This is a genomic window from Arenibacter aquaticus (assembly GCF_003957295.1).
Taxonomy (GTDB): domain Bacteria; phylum Bacteroidota; class Bacteroidia; order Flavobacteriales; family Flavobacteriaceae; genus Arenibacter; species Arenibacter aquaticus.
Map to the genome: position 1 here is coordinate 695,362 of NZ_RQPJ01000021.1, position 18,262 is coordinate 713,623.

An 18,262-nucleotide genomic window follows, 5' to 3' on the forward strand; every position below is an offset into this window, starting at 1 on the left:
AATACTAAAAAAGAGATTTCACCCCAATATATTAGGGTATTTCCTCCATGATTGCAGATTGGCTCTCTTTGGATTGTGGCTTATTTTATTACCTTTAGAAGTAGCAGAGCTATCCTATGGATGCCAAAACAATATGAGGCCAATTTTAAAGCTGTGGAATGGTATTGTAAAATGGACAATAATCCTGGATTCATAGAATATTTTGGAAATATTAAAAGAAATTGTATCGTCAATTAAATAAGCACGCTAACGCTATCCATGCAAAATTTTACAAAATACCTGAAAGCCAAGGCCAATATAGCTGAACCGGAATTCCAAACCTTAATAAAAAAAATTAAGGTGAAACATATACCCAAGGGTAATGTCATTTTGCGTCCTGGCGAAGTTTGTCAGCATTCCTTTTTTGTGGAGAGTGGTCTTTTACGTGCCTATACGGTAGATACCCTGGGAAAAGAGCATATTATTCAATTTGGATCCGAAAATTGGATAGTGGTAGATCGAAGCAGTACATTTTTTAATGAACCTTCAGATTTGTTCATAGATGCAATTGAAGATACCGATGTGGTCTTAATTGATCCTCAGTTTATTACCCAAGCCAGTGAAATAAGTGCTTCATTTAGAAAGTACAATGAAATAGCACTCCATAACCACATACGACATCAGCAAAAAAGGATAAACTTGCTTTTAAGTGCCAGTGCGGAAACCAGGTATATTAAATTTATAAAACTGTATCCGGACCTAACCCTAAGAGTACCACAGTGGATGATAGCTTCTTATTTGGGAATTACCCCTGAAAGTTTGAGTCGCGTTAGAAAGGAACTGGCAAAAAAGAACTTTAAGCAAAACTAGAGTTGTTCTTAACATACATCAATGCACATAAAAGTGCAAACCCCTAATATTGTATAACGTTAAAGAACAATAATCATGAAAACAAAAAATATAGAAGTAGTAGTAGCACCTAGGGAACCCCATTTTGTTGGCGACGGATTTAGGGTTCATAATTTTATACCTAGCGGGTATCATTTGGATATGCAGCGAATGGATCCTTTTATTCTTTTGGATTACAATTCTCCATATTATTTTCCGCCAACCGATACACCAAGGGGGGTAAGTGTTCATCCCCACAGGGGGTTTGAAACGGTCACTATTGCCTATCAGGGCAAGGTAGCACATCATGACAGTTCCGGGAACAGTGGAATTATTGGTGAGGGCGATGTACAGTGGATGACAGCTGCTTCTGGGATACTCCATAAGGAATATCATGAAGAAACATTTAGCAAGGAAGGTGGTTATTTTCAAATGGCTCAATTATGGGTGAACCTTCCTGCAAAATACAAGATGTCTTCCCCAAAGTACCAAGAAATCACAAAATCCCAGATTAACCGGTTCCAATTGCCAAACCACAAAGGAGAAATAGAGGTTATTGCCGGTAAATATAAAGATGTGAAAGGGGCAGCCAGTACTTTTTCCGATGTAAATATGTTCAATGCAAGATTGGAAGAAGGGGCCGAAGCAGATTTTAATTTCCCTACTACACATAATACCGCGCTATTAGTGATTAAAGGTAAGATTAAAGTAAATGGGGACAAAACCATTGGCACTGATCATTTTGTACTCTTTGAAAATGAAGGGGAACAATTTCACATACAGGCCAGTGATAAGTCCATAGTTCTGTTGTTGAGTGGAGCACCTTTAAACGAACCTATTGTGGCCCAGGGTCCCTTTGTTATGAACAGTCGTGAGGAAATAGCTCAGGCCATATCAGATTATAACCTAGGGAAATTTGGATACTTGGAAGACTAATGTTTATCTTAGAAGTAGTATAACGGTCTAATTAACTGGACCGTTATTCTTACTATTATCCAGCATTTTTTTAATAATAACTGTGAAGTATTAACAATACCGATATACGAAAAGGCATACGGAACAAATAGAGCTCTCGCTCAATGGTTCCATAATTCATCCGGTATACCATAACACCTAAATACTTGAGTCATGGAATATGAATTAATAGACAATACCCAAGCCAAACAATATGAATATCATATAGAAGGAGTTTTGGCCAAAATAGAATATATAAAGACCAAGGATAAAATATACCTCACCCATACCGAAGTTCCAAAACAATTGGAGGGCAAGGGGATTGCTTCATCTTTGGTGCATAGTGTATTGGAGGATATTGAGAAAAAAGACTTAACTTTAATCCCTATGTGCCCCTTTGTGGCGGCATATATAAAAAGACATCCAGATTGGAAAAAATTAGTTTTAAAAGGTATTAATATTTCTTGATTATGGAGGCTAAAGAAAATTTTAAGGAATATTCCAATGGTGATATAACCATCGTTTGGAAGCCTCATAAATGTATACATTCAGGCATTTGTGTGAAAACTTTGCCAAAAGTATACAACCCCAAGGCCAAACCCTGGATAACGCCAAATAATGCTGGCACGGACGAACTAAAATCGCAAATACTAAAATGCCCTTCAGCGGCATTATCATTTTACTCGAATGATAAAAAGTAAACAAGGACTAATGGGGAAAAAGAGTTGTTTGGTTTTACTAATATTATTAATGGGCCTTAGCTGTACCGAAGAAAAAAAAGTTAGTCACCTAGATCCCATAAATTGGAAAAAAAGATATGCCAAACTCCCTGCTAACGATACCTTACTAAAAGGTAGTTCTTACCTTTCTATATATTCGTCTATTTATGATGGAACGGAAAAAACACTGCATCATTTGACGGCCACGGCCAGTATGAGAAATGTAAGCGTAACAGACACTATATATATATTTAAGGCCGATTACTATAATACCCAGGGTGATCTTATTAGGACCTATTTTGATAACCCTATATATCTAAAACCATTGGAAACCATTGAGATTGTTATAGATCAAGATGACAAGTACGGCGGTACAGGTGCCAATTTTGTTTTTGATTGGGCTGTGACATCCAATGAACACGAACCTATTTTTGAGGCTGTAATGATCTCTACTACAGGACAACAGGGGATTTCTTTTACCACCCGGGGAATTAAATTATAGTCTGTTTTTTATTTAACAATCAATTTCCCCCAGCCTTAACAGGAAAATAAGTTATCTTTAATTGGATACTATAAATTTAGGTTAGATATGTATGGTTAAATTTTTATCAATATTTGTTATATTTTACCAACCCAGACCACTAAGAATTAAAGAACATGAACATAATTCATGATATTCCGGAACATATATTTGAAAGCGTAGGGATTGTGGCAGGGCTCAGTGCTTGTTTGGTCATCGCCATTCAGGTTATAAAGGAATTCCGATATAAACACCCCAGTAGTCTTTCCAACGGTTTTATTTTTGGCTGGGTATTTATTTATCTTTTTTGGTGTTTTTATGGATTGCGCTTTAATGCACTGGCTCTTTGGCTTACCAATGCCATTGCGGTCCTATTACAATCCATACTGTGTTTCATAGTGATAAGGAAAAGGAAGCGTTACCCTTCCAATACTCAATAAATCAACTTTATATTTTAATCGGGAACCAATAGCGTACTATGGGTTAGGCCACATGTGGTTTCCTTTTGAGAACCTCTATAAAGAAAACCATACAGAAAACAAGCCCGTAATACTTGTTCTCATACCAGTCCTTATGTGTAAGGATTAAATTGATTTAGAAGGTGTGGCCTTAGGAACATGGGGATACCCGGTAGTATTTGAAGGTTTACCGGGGGGCATCAAAAGATATTGCAGTAATACCCATTCCCCATTGTATTGCTAATAACTAATTTTGTTGCTCCTTAATTTTCAATAGCTAAAGCATTATCATTGTCATATGAATATTGAAATCAAACAAATTAAGGCAGAAGCAACATATTTATTAAGGCATACCGTAATGTGGCCAGATATGCCCAAAAACTATATTATACTTCCTAATGACGCCGAGGGTACTCATTTTGGTCTCTTTGTAAATAACGCCCTAACTTCTGTAGTATCTTTGTTCATTGATGATAAGGTCGCCCAGTTTCGGAAATTGGCCACAGCCACAGCTGAACAGGGCAAAGGATACGCCAGCATGTTGCTCACTCATGTTGTGGCATATGCCGAACGTAAAAAGGTGAACAGTATATGGTGTAATGCCAGAACGGACAAAAAAGAGTTTTACCTTAAATTTGGTTTACATAGTACCAAAACTACTTTTACAAAAGGCGAAATAGACTATGTAGTTATGGAAAAAATAATAATTTGCTAAAAATTTACCTAAAGTCATTCTACATTTATCAATTGGTTACTTTTTGATTACCTTTCTTGCCGTGTTGCCGTTTGCAGCTATGCAATTAAGTCCTAAAAAGTATAAACTATACATCATGCAAAAATTAATTTTCGCCATTCTGGTATTATTAAGTCTTCAGCTACATGCACAGACCTTTGATTTTAAGATAGACCATTCTTCCTTGATTGTCAACGATCTAGACGCTACTGCTAATTTTTATGCCAATATTCTGCAATTAAAGGAAATACCACATCCAGACAAGGCCCCGGGGTTTAGATGGTTTGCTGTACAGGGCAATTCGCAGCTTCATTTAATTTATAAGGATACCGTGGTTATGAAGAAGCATAAATCTATGCACCTATGCTTATCTACCCCGGATTTAAAGGCCTTTATAGACCATTTAGAGAGCAATAATGTTGAGTATGAAGATTGGCCTGGTAAAAAAGGGGCCGTTACCTTACGTTCTGACGGAGTGCGGCAAATTTATTTAAGGGATCCTGAAGGATATTGGATAGAAGTAAACAATGCTGCACATGATTAATTGTCCTGTACTATTTTTTGGTAGGATTTACTACATTTGGATAAGGAATATAAAAAACAGAAAAAGCATATGAACAATACCGATAAAGCTAGGAACACTATGGTAGACACCCTGTTAAATAAAAAGGAGGTTAATTGGCAGGAGGTACTTTCTACCGTTATTTCGGGATTTGACTGTAGCACTGGTACCATCCATTTTTTAGATAACAATACCGCTTTGTTAAAGGTGCAGGCCCATCAGGGTATACCAGCCTTTTTAATTCCCAAGCTTTCCGAGATCCCTATAGGAAAGGGAATGGCAGGTATAGCGGCAGAGCGTATGGAAGCCGTTGAAATGTGTAATCTCCAAACCGATGATTCTGGAGTGGCCAGGCCTGCCGCCAAGGAAACTAAGGTAGAGGGCTCTATTGCCGTGCCCATGATACTGGATGGAAAATTATATGGAACCCTGGGTATTGCCAAACCTGTACCATACGACTTTACCGAAGATGAGGTAAAGGACCTTATGAGCATTGGCGAGAAAATAAGCAAATATTTGCACGCCTAACATAATTGTGCCTTAGTCCACTATCTACCAAATAATGTAGTGATAAACCATATAACTTAGTTTAGGGATCATTCCCATAAGTTGTGTGTGAATTACAAATAGATATAATTTACTAACTCAAGTTTGTGTTCTGTTCATTTTTTGCATCGCCCAAAAACGACCAGGGCCGAATAACCAAGGTACGGTGTACCTTGATTAGGAGGAGCCAGCCGTAGACGAGGAAAGGCTTATTTTAAATTTCTGTAAATCCACGCACTTTCCACGGCCCCAGCGTCCAGGCCGCTTTCACTTGGGTGAAATGCTCTATGGACGCCTCCCTCCCTCCAATGTGGAAACCACTTGATTTATTGGAAATTGAAAAATAGGTCTTTACTCTGTTCCGTCAACATAGCAGTGTTGATAAATCATATTCCCTTTATTGAATACCCTTTATCTTCTTACTATAAGTAAATTATCAGGTGATCTTCTTCCCTAGCGCAGATGGTATAGCGGTTAAGTGTTATTGAAGCCGTGGAAATGATTTAGGCCATGGCATCGGTTTGATTGCACAAGAAAAGAAACCGAGAGTTCATGAATACCTTGAAATAACAAGCAGAAATCAATGAACTAAATGGAAGAATATTTTAATGATTGGTTTTTCTCGGTTACTCCTATTAATTGAAATTATTGAACAAAAAAACAAGACTGATCAAATTAATCCTGATTTTTGCGTAAACTCAGCAATTATACTTGATCCGAGTTTAGCTTAAAACACAAAACGTACTGTGGATAAAAGCTACGGGGTACCTAAGCAAAAAAAAGCAGGGAACTCATTAAGAATTACCTGCTTTTTTTATTTGGATAAAATCTTTATTTACACCCTGGTAATTTTGGCGCCAATGGCACGCAATCTTGTATCAATATTTTCATAACCCCTATCTATTTGTTCAATATTGTGAATGGTAGAGGTACCTTTGGCCGATAATGCAGCTATTAATAAGGATACGCCGGCCCTAATATCTGGAGATACCATGGTAGTGGCCTTTAAGCTCGACTTAAAGTTATGACCAATAACAGTGGCCCTATGAGGATCACAGAGAATAATCTTAGCGCCCATATCTATTAATTTATCCACGAAGAACAATCGGCTTTCAAACATCTTTTGATGTATCAAAACTTCTCCTTTTGCCTGTGTGGCCATCACAAGAATAATACTTAACAAATCTGGTGTAAGTCCGGGCCAAGGTGCATCTGCCACGGTTAGGATTGAGCCGTCTATATAGTTTTGGATCTCGTAACCATCCTTGTGCTCGGGTATGATAATATCATCGCCCTGACGTTCCAATTGTATGCCCAGTTTTCTGAAGACTGAGGGTATTTGCCCTAGATCGTCCCAACTAACATCTTTTATGGTAAGGTTACTTCTAGTCATAGCTGCCAGTCCTATCCAACTACCTATCTCGATCATATCTGGAAGCATTCTATGTTCTGTACCTCCCAAGGTTTCCACCCCTTCTATTTCCAATAGGTTAGATCCAATTCCCGAAATTTTGGCCCCCATCCTGTTGAGCATCTTGCACAGCTGTTGTAGATATGGTTCACAGGCTGCATTGTAAATGGTAGTCTTGCCCTCTGCCAAGACTGCTGCCATTACTATATTGGCCGTTCCGGTAACCGAGGCTTCATCCAATAACATATAAGTCCCCTTCAACTTTTGGGCCTCAACGCCATAGAAGTGTTCCTCTTTATTATACCTGAACTTGGCCCCCAATTTTATAAAGCCTTCAAAATGAGTATCCAGTCGTCTACGCCCTATTTTATCACCTCCTGGCTTGGGAATATATCCTTTTCCGAAACGGGCCAGCAATGGACCGACCAGCATAATGGATCCCCTAAGCCCCCTACCGTCTTGTTTAAATTGGGCAGATTGCAAGTAATCCAAATTAATATCATCCGCAATAAAGGTATAGGACCCCTTGCCCTTTTTCTGGATCTTGACACCCAAATCCTCCAATAGGGAAATCAGTTTATTTACATCAACAATATCCGGGATATTGGTTATGGATACTTTTTCTGAAGTGAGTAGTACGGCGCAAAGTATCTGTAAAGCTTCGTTCTTTGCTCCTTGCGGTGTAATTTCACCATGTAATTGATGACCGCCTTCTATTTTAAATGTTCCCATTAAGGTTTGAGAATATTAATATCGCTTTTTACCGCGATTTTGATTTCTTTGTGTTTTCTTTCCTGAAGTGCTCCTTGGCGACTTAGCTACACGGTTTTTAAGGAATTGACCGCTTTCAGTAAGGTTTTCACCCTCTTTGGCAAGGTCTATTTCACCATTGCTAAGCTCATATAGGTGCTTAAAAATAACCTTGTCGTCTACCGTATCCTTATTCCAGTTTAGGTAACACTTTTTCATATGGTTGGCAATGGCATATTCCAATCCGTCTCTCATGTCCCCTTTTTCCCATTTTACGGCCACATCTATCATGCGTTTAATATTGTTCCCGTAAAATCTGTACTTAGGAAAGTTCTGCGGGTACTCTAAGGGTTCAGGACGTTTCTGTAAAGTTTCCTTGGAAGTGATAGGAAACGGGGATTCCACATTCAGTTTAAAATCGGACATAATAAACAATTGGTCCCATAGTTTGTGCTGAAAGTCCGGAACATCCCTTAGGTGTGGTTGAATATTGCCCATTACGCTAATAATGGCCTGTGCCACACGGTTACGTTCGGCATCGTCCTCTATAGATATAGCGTGATCCACCATTTTTTGGAAGTGACGCCCATATTCGGGTATAATGAGCTTTGGCCGCTCAGTATTGTATTCTAAGTTTTCTACTAAATTCAAATTGAAATATTTATTGCTTATGATTTATGATAAGGAAGTCTACTAAATAACGTCTGCAAAATAACAAAATTATGGCAGATATGCTATTTTATAGCGATATAACCCCTTTTACCTGCCCTACCTCCTTATATTTTGCTATAACTTCCTCCGGATTCTTCAAGCTTACCGTAATAGATAGGCTAGTATATTTGGCATTTTTGGATTTCTTGGATTCTATAACCGCACCTGTATTGTCAAAAATATCCTGGATCTGTTTAATCTTTTCAGGATCTGTTGGTACTATAAATTTGTAAAGGTATTTGGAAGGCCATTTTGTACTTTGTTCCAACTGCTCCCTTAATCTACTATAAAATTCGTCTGATTTTGCTTGATCCATGCCAATGTTTTTGCAAATATATAAAGTATCATTGGCAATTTTTTAATCTTATGGGTATTTCATTACTTTGCAAGATCATTTTATGTACGATAGGCATAACTCTAAATGACACCGTTTGAGTATCGAGAAAATTGTTATTACAGGTGGTCCCAGTACCGGAAAGACCTCTATTATAGAAAAAATAGAACAGAAAGGTTTTTATTGTTTCAATGAGATTTCTAGGCAGATTACCCTAGAAGCCAGAAAACAAGGAATTCCCCAATTGTTTGTGTCTGATCCCCTCCTCTTTAGCGAGCGAATTATAGAAGGAAGGATAAAACAGTTCAAGGCTGCCGAAAAGATAGATAAACCATTGGTGTTTTTTGACAGGGGCATACCTGATGTGGTGGCTTATATGGACTGTTTTGGCCAAACTTATGGCGAGCATTTTGTGGAGAGCTGTACTTTGCATAGGTATGACCATGTGTTCTTATTACCACCATGGCAGGAGATACACGTGTCCGACAATGAACGCTACGAAAATTTTGAACAGGCCTTACGTATACACAGTTATTTGGAACGGGTCTATAAGAAATATGGCTATAACATAATTGATGTTCCCAAGGAAACCGTGGAAGGACGGGTTACCTTTATACTTAATAAAATAAAGAATCTATAGTGCAGCAGCACCCTCAGGAGATATTACAACAATATTGGGGATTTCCCAATTTTAGAAACTCACAGCAAGCAATTATTGAGGCCGTACTTGCCAACCAGGATGTTATGGCCTTGTTGCCAACAGGCGGCGGAAAATCTATTTGCTACCAAGTCCCTGCCCTGGCCAAGGAAGGGATATGTATTGTTGTATCGCCTTTGATCGCCTTAATACAAAATCAGGTAGACACTTTAAAGAAGCTTGGGATAAAGGCCATTGCGCTCACTGGTGGTATTTCGTTTGGGGAGGTAAACGATTTACTGGACAACTGTTTATATGGCAATTACAAATTTCTATACCTTTCCCCGGAAAGATTGCAACAAGAACTGGTCAAGGAGCGCATAAAACAAATGAACGTTAACCTGATCGCCATAGATGAGGCACATTGTATTTCCCATTGGGGCAATGACTTTAGGCCGGCCTATTTGGAATGTGATATTCTTAGGGAATTGGCCCCTAATGCCCCTATGATAGCCCTTACCGCCACGGCTACGGAAACGGTGGTGAAGGATATTTGCCAAAACCTTCAATTGCAAGATCCACTAGTAATAAAGGACTCTTTTTCCAGAAACAATATTACCTATAGCCTGTGCTGGGAAGAGGATAAAAAATACCGACTGAAAGAACTGTGTGGCCAAGTCCGTAATAGCGCAATTGTATATGTGCGCAGTAGACGGATGACCACAGAACTAGCCTCCTACCTAACTGCACAGGGGCATTCGGCAACTTTTTTTCACGGTGGCCTATCCAAAAAGGACAAGGATAAGCGATTAATGCAATGGTTGCAGAACAAGGTAAAGGTGATGGTGGCCACCAATGCTTTTGGTATGGGGATAGACAAACCCGATGTGGGTCTAGTGGTCCATTACCAAATTCCGGACAGTGTGGAGAACTATTTCCAGGAAGCGGGAAGGGCCGGTAGGGATGGGAGTCCCGCTAATGCCATCTTAATTACCAATGAAACGGATAAGACCCAGGTACGCAAGCAATTTTTAAGTGTGCTGCCCGACGTGACTTTTATTAAATTGCTCTATAGGAAACTTAATAATTATTTTCAAATCCCTTTTGGGGAAGGCAGTGGCGAAACCTTTGCATTGCCCTTTTATTCTTTTTGCAGCATATATAAGCTAAATACGGCACTGGCCTATAATGGGTTGCGGCTATTGGACCAGAATTCCGTGCTATCCTTAACGGAAGCATTTTCACAGAGGACCAGTATTAGAGTGATTGCTGCCAAAAGGGAAATATTCAATTATTTGGAGAAAAACCAGAAATCGGCCCCCGTTGTCCAAGTAATACTGCGCACTTATGGAGGGGTGTTTGATTATGAAACAAAAATTAACCCCCATTTAATCTCTTCCAAGGTAAAATATTCCGAAAAAGAAGTGCTTGCCATACTGCAACAATTGGAAAAGGACGAGATAATAGAATACAAGGCACAAAGTAGCGACCTGGAAATAACGTTTTTGGTTCCCAGGGAAGATGAGCGTACCATAAACATCTTCGCCAATAAAATTAAACATATTCAGCAGGTAAGGACAGAGCATGTAAACGCAATGCTGGCCTATATAGATAATAATAAGCGTTGTAGGAGTCAACAGCTACTGGCCTATTTTGGAGAGTCTAGTAAGGAGAATTGTGGAAAATGCGATGTATGCCTTAGAAAATCCCCTGTAGATAGGGATATTATTTTTATCATTGAACAGGATATTCTTAAACTGTTAAGAATAAAAAATGAAAGTTCCAGAAGGTTGATACAATTATTGACCTATAAGGAAAGTTCTGTTATCTTGGCTATACAAAGATTATTGGAAGATGAAAAAATTAGAATAGACAGTATAAACCAGTATGAAATAATAGAACAATGAGCAAACCACGAATAGTATTTATGGGCACCCCGGATTTTGCGGTGGCCATTTTGGACAAACTGGTAAAAGGGAATTATTCGGTTGTTGGGGTTATAACGGCTCCGGACAAGCCAGCGGGACGGGGAAGAAAGATACATGAATCTGCCGTGAAGATATATGCCAAGGAAAATGGGCTAAAACTTTTGCAGCCAACTAATTTAAAAGACTCGGATTTTCTGGAAAATTTAAAATCTTTGGATGCCCAACTGCAAATTGTTGTTGCCTTCAGGATGTTGCCCAAAGCGGTGTGGGATATGCCAAGTATGGGTACTTTTAACCTTCATGCCTCCTTATTGCCCCAATACCGTGGTGCGGCACCCATTAACTGGGCCATTATGAACGGGGAACAGGAAACCGGTGTAACCACATTCTTTATTGATGATAAAATTGATACTGGAGAAATTCTATTACAACGCAAAACAGCCATTTCCGAAAATGACACGGCCGGTTCCCTGCATGACAAATTAATGCATTTGGGGGCAGATCTTGTATTGGAAACGGTAGATAAGATAGTCAATAAAGACATTGAACCGTACAAGCAACCGAAAGGCGAGCCTTTAAAAGAAGCTTTTAAACTGCACAAAGAGACCTGTGAAATAGATTGGACCCAAAGTCTAGATGCCTTACATAACCATATTAGAGGGCTAAGCCCCTACCCTACAGCCTGGACCACATTATATAACGGGGAGGACCAATTATTCCTAAAGATATATGCTGCAGAAAAAGAAAGGGAGGACCATGATCTAAAGTCCGGAGCATTATTGGCTACTAAAAAGGAATTAAAGGTGGCCGTAAAAGGAGGCTATATAAATCTATTGGAAATTCAATTGCCCGGGAAAAGGAAAATGTTCACCAAGGAGGTTATAAACGGATTAAAATTGGCAGAAAACGCCTATGTCCGCTAAACCCCTATGTACATTGACCGTACGGTGAAACGTAAAAATCCTCCTACTTTATCAACAAACGTTTCAAGTTATTAACAAAAATGCGGATTTCCCCCTATTTTACTTGCGTTACTGGCAAATCCGTATAAATTTGTTGAAGTATTAAAATTATAATTAATAACACTTAATTTATCGAAATTATGAACAAAACAGAATTAATCGATGCAATGGCAGCTGATGCTGGCATTACAAAAGCAGCAGCTAAAAAGGCATTGGAATCTTTCTTAGGAAACGTTGAAGGTTCTCTAAAAAAAGGTGATAGAGTATCTTTAGTAGGTTTCGGATCTTGGTCTGTATCTAAAAGAAATGCAAGGGAAGGTAGAAACCCATCTACAGGAAAAACTATCCAAATTGCAGCTAAAAATGTTGTGAAGTTTAAGGCAGGTGCAGATTTGAGCGGTGCAGTAAACTAGTCATAATTTTATTATACAATCAAAGCACTTCCCTCATAAGAAGTGCTTTTTTTGTACAAAAGACTTTTCAGATTAAGGTATTTGTTTTATTTTAGGGATATTAGAACAAATTATATGGTTGCTGAAAAGCCAAATAAGGGCAAACTTTTAATTGCGGAACCAACACTTTCTGGTGATGTTTCCTTCAACAGGTCTATAGTCCTGCTTGCGGAACATAACGAGGAGGGGTCTGTTGGTTTTATTCTAAACAAACCATTGGACTACCATATCAACGATCTGGTTACAGAAATCGATATTCCTTTTCAGGTATACAACGGGGGGCCGGTAGAACAGGACAACCTCTACTTTATACACAAGGTCCCCGAACTAATACATAACAGCATTGAAATCTCGGATGGTATATATTGGGGTGGCGATTTTGGATCTATTGTAGATCTGATCAACAATAAGATTATTTCAGAAAATGATATCCGATTCTTTTTGGGCTATTCCGGTTGGTCTTCCTTTCAATTGGACCAGGAATTACTTTCAAAATCCTGGGTGGTCGTAAAGAATATATATGAAAGTGATATCATTCAAAAAGCTGCCAGTGCTTTTTGGAAAGAAAAAATGATGGAATTGGGTGGCAATTACCTCATTTGGTCCAATGCCCCAGAAAATCCCAATCTCAACTAAAAATCTTAGTTTAATCTAGCAGCCGCATTTAGCTTACCCACTAAATCCGTAGCCACTGTACTCACATATTCCTTTTTTCTATATTTGCCAATAGGCTGTATTCCAACAATGGCATTGGTAATAAACAATTCATCTGCCTTTTGAAGCTCAAAAGGCGAAATATGCGACTCTTCAAAGTCATAGGTGTCCAGACTTTCCAAAATAGCAATAAGTTTTTTACGTACTATTCCATTTAAACAGCCATCTTTTAGGGGCGGGGTTTTAATAGAATTGCCCTTTACCAAGAAAATATTTCCATTAAGGGCCTCCACTACCTTTTTTTCATTATTCAGCATCAAACAATTCTGATAACCGTTTTCTGCTGCGTAGATACTCCCCACTACATTAATTATTTTATTGTTGGTCTTTAAACTGGACAACATATCAGGGTTCACATAAAAATCTTTGAACAGTTCCACTTCGTACTCCTTGTTCTCCAATACATAAAATGGCGATGCCATGGTATTGGCCTCCACTATGTAGGACACTTCGTTGGTTTGAGGCAAATACAAGCCGCCATTATTTCTAAAAACGGTAAGGCGTACCCGTGCAGCTTGGTCCATTAAGGAATTGGCCTCTACAGATGCCTTGATCTGCCCTTCTAAAAATTCCATGGTAAAATCCATAGGAATTTCCATTCTCAAAATCCGCATAGAAGCCATTAGGCGGAGGTAGTGGTCTTCCCAAAAGAAAATTTTGCCGTGTACCACTCGCATAGATTCAAAAAGAGCGTCTCCATAGCGTAGCCCTCTATTTTCCTGGTTTAGATAAAAACTGTCTTTAGAAACGAGGTTTCCGTTAAAATTAATCATAAAAAAAGCCTTGAAAAATCAAGGCCAAAGATACGTTATATTGGTATAATAAATTAAGCGGACCCCAAAACTTGTTTTAGACTGGATACTTGATTCTCCCACAACATTTTAGCTTCGTCCAATTCATCCTCTTCTGCAAAATCTGTTATAAAAAGAGATACGTCCTTGGTAATTTCATCTACAATAATGCGCATTTCAAAAAAACTGTCGTCCTCTTCCGCCAACCAGGTAAACTTCACAAATTCGTCACTTTTGCGTTTTAATAACTTAGCCTGCTCTTCGGAACCATCCCAAATAAAATTAAACATTTCCCCTCTAGAATTTACGTTGTCTGCGAACCATTCTGAGAGTCCTGAAGGTGTGGATATATAATTATATAATAGTTGTGGTGAGGATTGAATTACAAATTCAACTTCAAATTTAATTTTGTCGTCCATTCTGAATAGTGTTTAAGGTGGACAATATATATATTTATAAATGATAAAAAAATAATTAGGTAAGAATATTTTATGCAATCTAATTTGGAAAGACTGAAAATTTACCTTTATATTTGCACCCGTTAAAAATAACACGGCGAGGTAGCTCAGTTGGTTAGAGCGTCGGATTCATAACCCGGAGGTCACGAGTTCAACTCTCGTTCTCGCTACAAAACTTAAGTTTTTAAAAATCAACGGATTGGTTACTGCCAATCCGTTTTTTTATGCCTTTACCAAACCTATCTATTCTATTTGTGTGTAGTAGTGAACGCTAATTAACCCAAAATTTACAATTTACAGCGATTTTAGACTCTCTTAAATAGTAACACAATCTTATTAAAAAAGAAGGATGTTTTAAATAATTTGGGCGTTCCCTCCTTCGTCGGTCGGGCCCTTGGCTATATCCCTTGCCTTGCTTCGGGGATGCCGCCGCGGTCCCTAACGCGGGCGGGTCCAACGCATCCAAAAAGATATTTAAAAAAAACACTTAAAAAATTGGAACCTTGTAAGAGGAATTATAATAAAACAAAGGCATTTAATTTGGTTTGTGTTGGTTGTATTTTGCTATAATAATTTTTAAAAATCAATATCAATTTCTTTCCATATAGTCTTGCCATAGTACTAGAACATATTTCTCTTTACCCCTATCAACTTTCCTCAAAAATCCGTATTCATACACAAATAGATAAATATCGCCCTTTTTGTTTTTCCAATAATGGGTGAAAAATTTTGGATCGAAGCCCTCTTCTATAAGCACTGTTTTTCTAATAGTGGTATACCCTGACCTATTATATTTCTTTAGTAGTTTTCGGTTTATTTTTAGTTGCCTGTCTACCTTAAAATAAAAGGCCTCTGATTTTTGACGATTTTCATACTGGTTGATGGACCGGCATTTTGCCGAACAGAATTTCTTATCGGATCTACCTTTTATCGTAGCTCCGCAGACTGGACACATCCTGCTGCTTTCCATTTACCTAAATATTATACGTATAATATACTATTTATATTTCAGATCTTAGTTAAACTTGATACATGAATCCCATTAGGTCTATAACCCTATACCATCTAATGATCCAAGATCAGAAGATGATCGGTATAAAATTTATGCCGGACAAACTGGTACAGGCCCTTATAAAAAGTCTTCCAGACCCCAAATGGAGCCAACGTCACAATATGGCCTATATTCCCAACACCAAGGAAAACCTCGGCATAATATACAATACCTTTAGAGGTACGGTATGGATCAACTACAACCGGTTTTTTGCCAACAAGCCCCTAAATACCCATAACGAAGCCGTTGACGTTGATTGGTATAGAAAGAGAAAGCCTATACCTGATTACCGTTATTGTCCAGAAGAATATCTCATAAAGCTGGAATTAAAGAGATATGCCAACAGCACGGTACGCACCTATGTTTCTTTCTTTGAAATGTTCATTAATCATTACAAACACAAGGATCTCCACACTATTGATGAAAGCGATATCAGAGCTTTTCTGCAACAGTTAATTCAGCGCAAAGTATCCAACTCCTATTTAAACCAGGCCATAAACGCCATTAAATTCTACTATGAAGTGGTCATGGACATGCCCAACCGATTTTACGAGATAGAACGTCCTAGAAGGGAACATAAACTTCCCAAGGTGATATCCAAGGAGGAAGTTCTTTCCATTATTGAACACGCCAATAATTTAAAACATAAATGCATCATAAGCCTATTATACAGCTCGGGTTTGCGGCGTAGTGAACTATTGAATCTAAAACCCACTGACGTGGATAGCAAAAGGATGCTTATTCGTGTGAAGTCCGCCAAGGGTAATAAGGATAGGCATACTTTACTCTCATCAACTGCTCTGGAAGATCTTAGAAGGTATTATAAGGAATGGAAACCTCAAATATATTTGTTCGAAGGACGTAAGGCCAATAGATATAGTGCAGAAAGTGTGTTGAAAATAGTTAAGGTAGCAGCTATAAAGGCAGGAGTGGGACAAACTGTTACCCCACATGTACTTCGTCATAGCTTTGCTACCCACCTATTGGAATCAGGTGTGGACCTACGACAGATACAGGTACTATTAGGCCATGGTTCTAGCAAAACAACGGAAATATACACCCATGTAGCAACAAATACTTTTAATAATATTAAAAATCCCTTAGATTAGTGGGCCTATAATGGATATATAATGACTAGTTGTTATATCCGTACGTTGTAAGTAATGCGAAAATCGAGCTGAAATTCAACTTTTGAACTAAAAAAGCCAACCGCATAGTCAAGCACATTTCATTTTGCTCGTGCCTCACAAAATAAAAAAGAGCTTGCCTTTCCCCTACGCTCATTATTACTGAATGATAATTTTAATACTCATTTAGTGAGTATTTGAAAATTGTTAACTACATTAGTTGACTGAATTAAAAAAATTCAAAATGAACCGAATAAAAGAGGTTTTAGAACAGAAAGGAATAAAACAAATCTGGTTGGCTGAACAATTGGGAAAGAGTTACAATATGGTACATTCTTACGCCCAAAACAAAAGACAACCGAGTTTGGAAGACCTATACAAGATTGCGGAAATCTTGAATGTCGAAGTCAAAGAATTATTAATTGAAAGAACAGAACTAAATAAATGATTACAAAACAAGCATTAGGAAGCACACTTTTTGGAATGGCTGACATTCTACGTGACAAAGTAGAAGATTATAAAGCATACATACTTTCACTACTATTTTTCAAACGTCTTTCGGATAATTACGAATGGGAAACGGAAAACGAAATCAAGGAATTTGTAAAACGTGAAGGAAGACAACCAACAGAAGCGGAAAAAAGAATAATCGTAGGTAAAAAACACGATTTTAAAATTCCAGCAGGTTGCTTTTGGAAAGATGTGCGTGATGCTTCACCTGACAAGAAAAATGAAAAACTGAACAAAGCAGTAAACGAAATTGCAGATGCCAATATTGACCGACAAGGAAAAGCAGTTTTAAAAGGTGTAATCAACACAGTACGTTGGAACGAACCTGCACCTGATGGTTCTGGTAGTAAAAAGTTAAGTCCACAGGTTTTAACTTCTTTAGTTAGTTATTTAGATGCTGTAGATTTAAGTAACAAAAATGCTTCTGTTGATGTTTTGGGAGATGCTTATGAGTATCTTATCAAGCGTTTTGCAGACGAAAACAAAGGTGGAACAACCGCTGGCCAATTTTATACACCTCAAGAAGTTGTTGATGTCATTGTTCGCTATTTAAAACCACAGAAAAACACAACGGTTTACGACCCAACTTGTGGTTCTGGTGGATTCTTGATTAACGCAGCTAAATATTGCAAAACAAACTACAACAACTCAAAAGCTATTCGCTTATTTGGTCAAGAAGATGTTTGGAACACTTGGGCGATTGCCAATATCAATATGATTCTTCACGGATTGGATGCTCGAATAGAAAAAGGAGACACCATTCTCGACCCAAAATTTGTAGAAGAAGACAACGAGCTTGAAATCAAACAATTTGATTTAGCAATGGCAAATTTTCCATTTTCGCAGGAGAACTGGACAAAAACAGGCAAACCAAAAAAAGATAGCAAGGGAAAAACCAAGAATAAAAAAGATGGTTCACCTCAATTGGAATATCCTAAAGATGGTTTTACAGACCCTTATGGAAGATTAGTTTATGGACAACCACCTTATTCTAATGGAGATTTTGCTTTTTTACAACATATTGTGGCTTCAATATAAGATGATGGAAAAGCAGGAGTTGTTTGTCC

At 38.1% G+C, this 18,262-nt stretch carries 23 protein-coding genes and 1 tRNA gene; 18 read left to right on the top strand and 6 right to left on the bottom strand.

Annotated features, from left to right (window positions below; genetic code table 11):
* Window positions 1-258 precede the first annotated feature (258 nt).
* From EHW67_RS18725 to EHW67_RS18765, 9 genes are all read left to right on the top strand, one after another.
* Window positions 259-849 (top strand): Crp/Fnr family transcriptional regulator, encoded by a 591-nt coding sequence (locus tag EHW67_RS18725; RefSeq protein ID WP_126163910.1) that lies wholly within the window; start codon window positions 259-261, stop codon window positions 847-849.
* A gap of 75 nt (window positions 850-924) precedes the next feature.
* A complete protein-coding gene (locus EHW67_RS18730; protein WP_126163911.1) occupies window positions 925-1,803 on the top strand; it encodes a pirin family protein in 879 nt (292 codons plus the stop codon).
* 192 nt (window positions 1,804-1,995) lie between these two features.
* Window positions 1,996-2,289, top strand: coding sequence for a GNAT family N-acetyltransferase (locus tag EHW67_RS18735; RefSeq protein WP_126163912.1), 294 nt, complete (start codon window positions 1,996-1,998; stop codon window positions 2,287-2,289).
* Window positions 2,290-2,291: 2 nt separating this feature from the next.
* Window positions 2,292-2,522 (top strand): (4Fe-4S)-binding protein, encoded by a 231-nt coding sequence (locus EHW67_RS18740; protein ID WP_126163913.1) that lies wholly within the window; start codon window positions 2,292-2,294, stop codon window positions 2,520-2,522.
* Window positions 2,509-3,042 carry a DUF3124 domain-containing protein gene (locus EHW67_RS18745; protein WP_238389987.1) on the top strand — a complete coding sequence of 178 codons (534 nt, stop codon included), beginning with the start codon at window positions 2,509-2,511 and terminating at the stop codon, window positions 3,040-3,042. Before EHW67_RS18740 ends, EHW67_RS18745 begins: the two co-directional genes overlap by 14 nt.
* 155 nt (window positions 3,043-3,197) lie before the next feature.
* A complete protein-coding gene (locus EHW67_RS18750) occupies window positions 3,198-3,500 on the top strand; it encodes a PQ-loop repeat-containing protein (protein WP_126163914.1) in 303 nt (100 codons plus the stop codon).
* A 316-nt stretch (window positions 3,501-3,816) separates the two neighbouring features.
* Window positions 3,817-4,233, top strand: a complete 417-nt coding sequence (locus EHW67_RS18755; protein WP_238389988.1) for a GNAT family N-acetyltransferase — start codon at window positions 3,817-3,819, stop codon at window positions 4,231-4,233.
* A gap of 115 nt (window positions 4,234-4,348) precedes the next feature.
* Complete coding sequence (locus EHW67_RS18760) at window positions 4,349-4,795, top strand: VOC family protein (RefSeq protein ID WP_126163915.1); 447 nt, start codon at window positions 4,349-4,351, stop codon at window positions 4,793-4,795.
* Window positions 4,796-4,864: 69 nt separating this feature from the next.
* Window positions 4,865-5,341 (top strand): GAF domain-containing protein, encoded by a 477-nt coding sequence (locus tag EHW67_RS18765; protein ID WP_126163916.1) that lies wholly within the window; start codon window positions 4,865-4,867, stop codon window positions 5,339-5,341.
* Between the two features lie 853 nt (window positions 5,342-6,194).
* Here the strand turns inward: EHW67_RS18765 and murA are convergent.
* The 3 genes from murA to EHW67_RS18780 all read right to left on the bottom strand — a co-directional run bounded on the left by murA (window position 6,195) and on the right by EHW67_RS18780 (window position 8,547).
* The gene (gene murA, locus EHW67_RS18770) at window positions 6,195-7,502 is read right to left on the bottom strand and encodes a UDP-N-acetylglucosamine 1-carboxyvinyltransferase (protein WP_126163917.1); all 1,308 of its coding nucleotides are present in this window, start codon (window positions 7,500-7,502) and stop codon (window positions 6,195-6,197) included.
* A gap of 15 nt (window positions 7,503-7,517) precedes the next feature.
* Window positions 7,518-8,171, bottom strand: coding sequence for a DUF4290 domain-containing protein (locus EHW67_RS18775; RefSeq protein WP_126163918.1), 654 nt, complete (start codon window positions 8,169-8,171; stop codon window positions 7,518-7,520).
* 88 nt (window positions 8,172-8,259) lie between these two features.
* Complete coding sequence (locus EHW67_RS18780; protein WP_126163919.1) at window positions 8,260-8,547, bottom strand: DUF493 family protein; 288 nt, start codon at window positions 8,545-8,547, stop codon at window positions 8,260-8,262.
* 115 nt (window positions 8,548-8,662) lie between these two features.
* Here EHW67_RS18780 and EHW67_RS18785 point away from each other — a divergent pair, with 115 nt between their 5' ends.
* The 5 genes from EHW67_RS18785 to EHW67_RS18805 all read left to right on the top strand — a co-directional run bounded on the left by EHW67_RS18785 (window position 8,663) and on the right by EHW67_RS18805 (window position 13,180).
* Window positions 8,663-9,205 (top strand): AAA family ATPase, encoded by a 543-nt coding sequence (locus EHW67_RS18785; RefSeq protein ID WP_126163920.1) that lies wholly within the window; start codon window positions 8,663-8,665, stop codon window positions 9,203-9,205.
* A complete protein-coding gene (locus EHW67_RS18790; protein WP_126163921.1) occupies window positions 9,205-11,109 on the top strand; it encodes a RecQ family ATP-dependent DNA helicase in 1,905 nt (634 codons plus the stop codon). Before EHW67_RS18785 ends, EHW67_RS18790 begins: the two co-directional genes overlap by 1 nt.
* Window positions 11,106-12,053 carry a methionyl-tRNA formyltransferase gene (fmt, locus tag EHW67_RS18795; protein ID WP_126163922.1) on the top strand — a complete coding sequence of 316 codons (948 nt, stop codon included), beginning with the start codon at window positions 11,106-11,108 and terminating at the stop codon, window positions 12,051-12,053. Before EHW67_RS18790 ends, fmt begins: the two co-directional genes overlap by 4 nt.
* A gap of 179 nt (window positions 12,054-12,232) precedes the next feature.
* A complete protein-coding gene (locus EHW67_RS18800) occupies window positions 12,233-12,505 on the top strand; it encodes an HU family DNA-binding protein (protein ID WP_126163923.1) in 273 nt (90 codons plus the stop codon).
* Window positions 12,506-12,619: 114 nt separating this feature from the next.
* On the top strand, window positions 12,620-13,180 hold the full coding sequence (locus EHW67_RS18805) for a YqgE/AlgH family protein (protein WP_126163924.1): 561 nt from the start codon (window positions 12,620-12,622) through the stop codon (window positions 13,178-13,180).
* A 5-nt stretch (window positions 13,181-13,185) separates the two neighbouring features.
* Here EHW67_RS18805 and EHW67_RS18810 read toward each other — a convergent pair whose 3' ends face one another.
* Window positions 13,186-14,031, bottom strand: coding sequence for an aminotransferase class IV (locus tag EHW67_RS18810; RefSeq protein ID WP_126163925.1), 846 nt, complete (start codon window positions 14,029-14,031; stop codon window positions 13,186-13,188).
* Window positions 14,032-14,084: 53 nt separating this feature from the next.
* Window positions 14,085-14,468: an START-like domain-containing protein gene (locus tag EHW67_RS18815; protein ID WP_126163926.1), complete on the bottom strand. Its 384-nt coding sequence runs from the start codon at window positions 14,466-14,468 to the stop codon at window positions 14,085-14,087.
* A 135-nt stretch (window positions 14,469-14,603) separates the two neighbouring features.
* Between EHW67_RS18815 and EHW67_RS18820 the strand changes: the two genes are divergently transcribed.
* Window positions 14,604-14,677 (top strand) — tRNA-Met (locus EHW67_RS18820).
* Between the two features lie 419 nt (window positions 14,678-15,096).
* On the opposite strand, the gene EHW67_RS18825 is transcribed toward EHW67_RS18820, so the two are convergent.
* Window positions 15,097-15,477 carry a DUF2116 family Zn-ribbon domain-containing protein gene (locus EHW67_RS18825; protein WP_126163927.1) on the bottom strand — a complete coding sequence of 127 codons (381 nt, stop codon included), beginning with the start codon at window positions 15,475-15,477 and terminating at the stop codon, window positions 15,097-15,099.
* Window positions 15,478-15,539: 62 nt separating this feature from the next.
* Here EHW67_RS18825 and xerA point away from each other — a divergent pair, with 62 nt between their 5' ends.
* The 3 genes from xerA (at window position 15,540) to EHW67_RS20590 (ending at window position 18,233) form a co-directional block, all read left to right on the top strand.
* Window positions 15,540-16,667: a site-specific tyrosine recombinase/integron integrase gene (xerA, locus tag EHW67_RS18830; RefSeq protein ID WP_238389990.1), complete on the top strand. Its 1,128-nt coding sequence runs from the start codon at window positions 15,540-15,542 to the stop codon at window positions 16,665-16,667.
* A gap of 262 nt (window positions 16,668-16,929) precedes the next feature.
* Window positions 16,930-17,133: a helix-turn-helix domain-containing protein gene (locus tag EHW67_RS18835; protein WP_126163928.1), complete on the top strand. Its 204-nt coding sequence runs from the start codon at window positions 16,930-16,932 to the stop codon at window positions 17,131-17,133.
* Window positions 17,130-18,233 (top strand): class I SAM-dependent DNA methyltransferase, encoded by a 1,104-nt coding sequence (locus EHW67_RS20590; RefSeq protein WP_202912010.1) that lies wholly within the window; start codon window positions 17,130-17,132, stop codon window positions 18,231-18,233. The genes EHW67_RS18835 and EHW67_RS20590 overlap by 4 nt, the downstream gene beginning before the upstream one ends.
* Window positions 18,234-18,262: the final 29 nt, after the last annotated feature.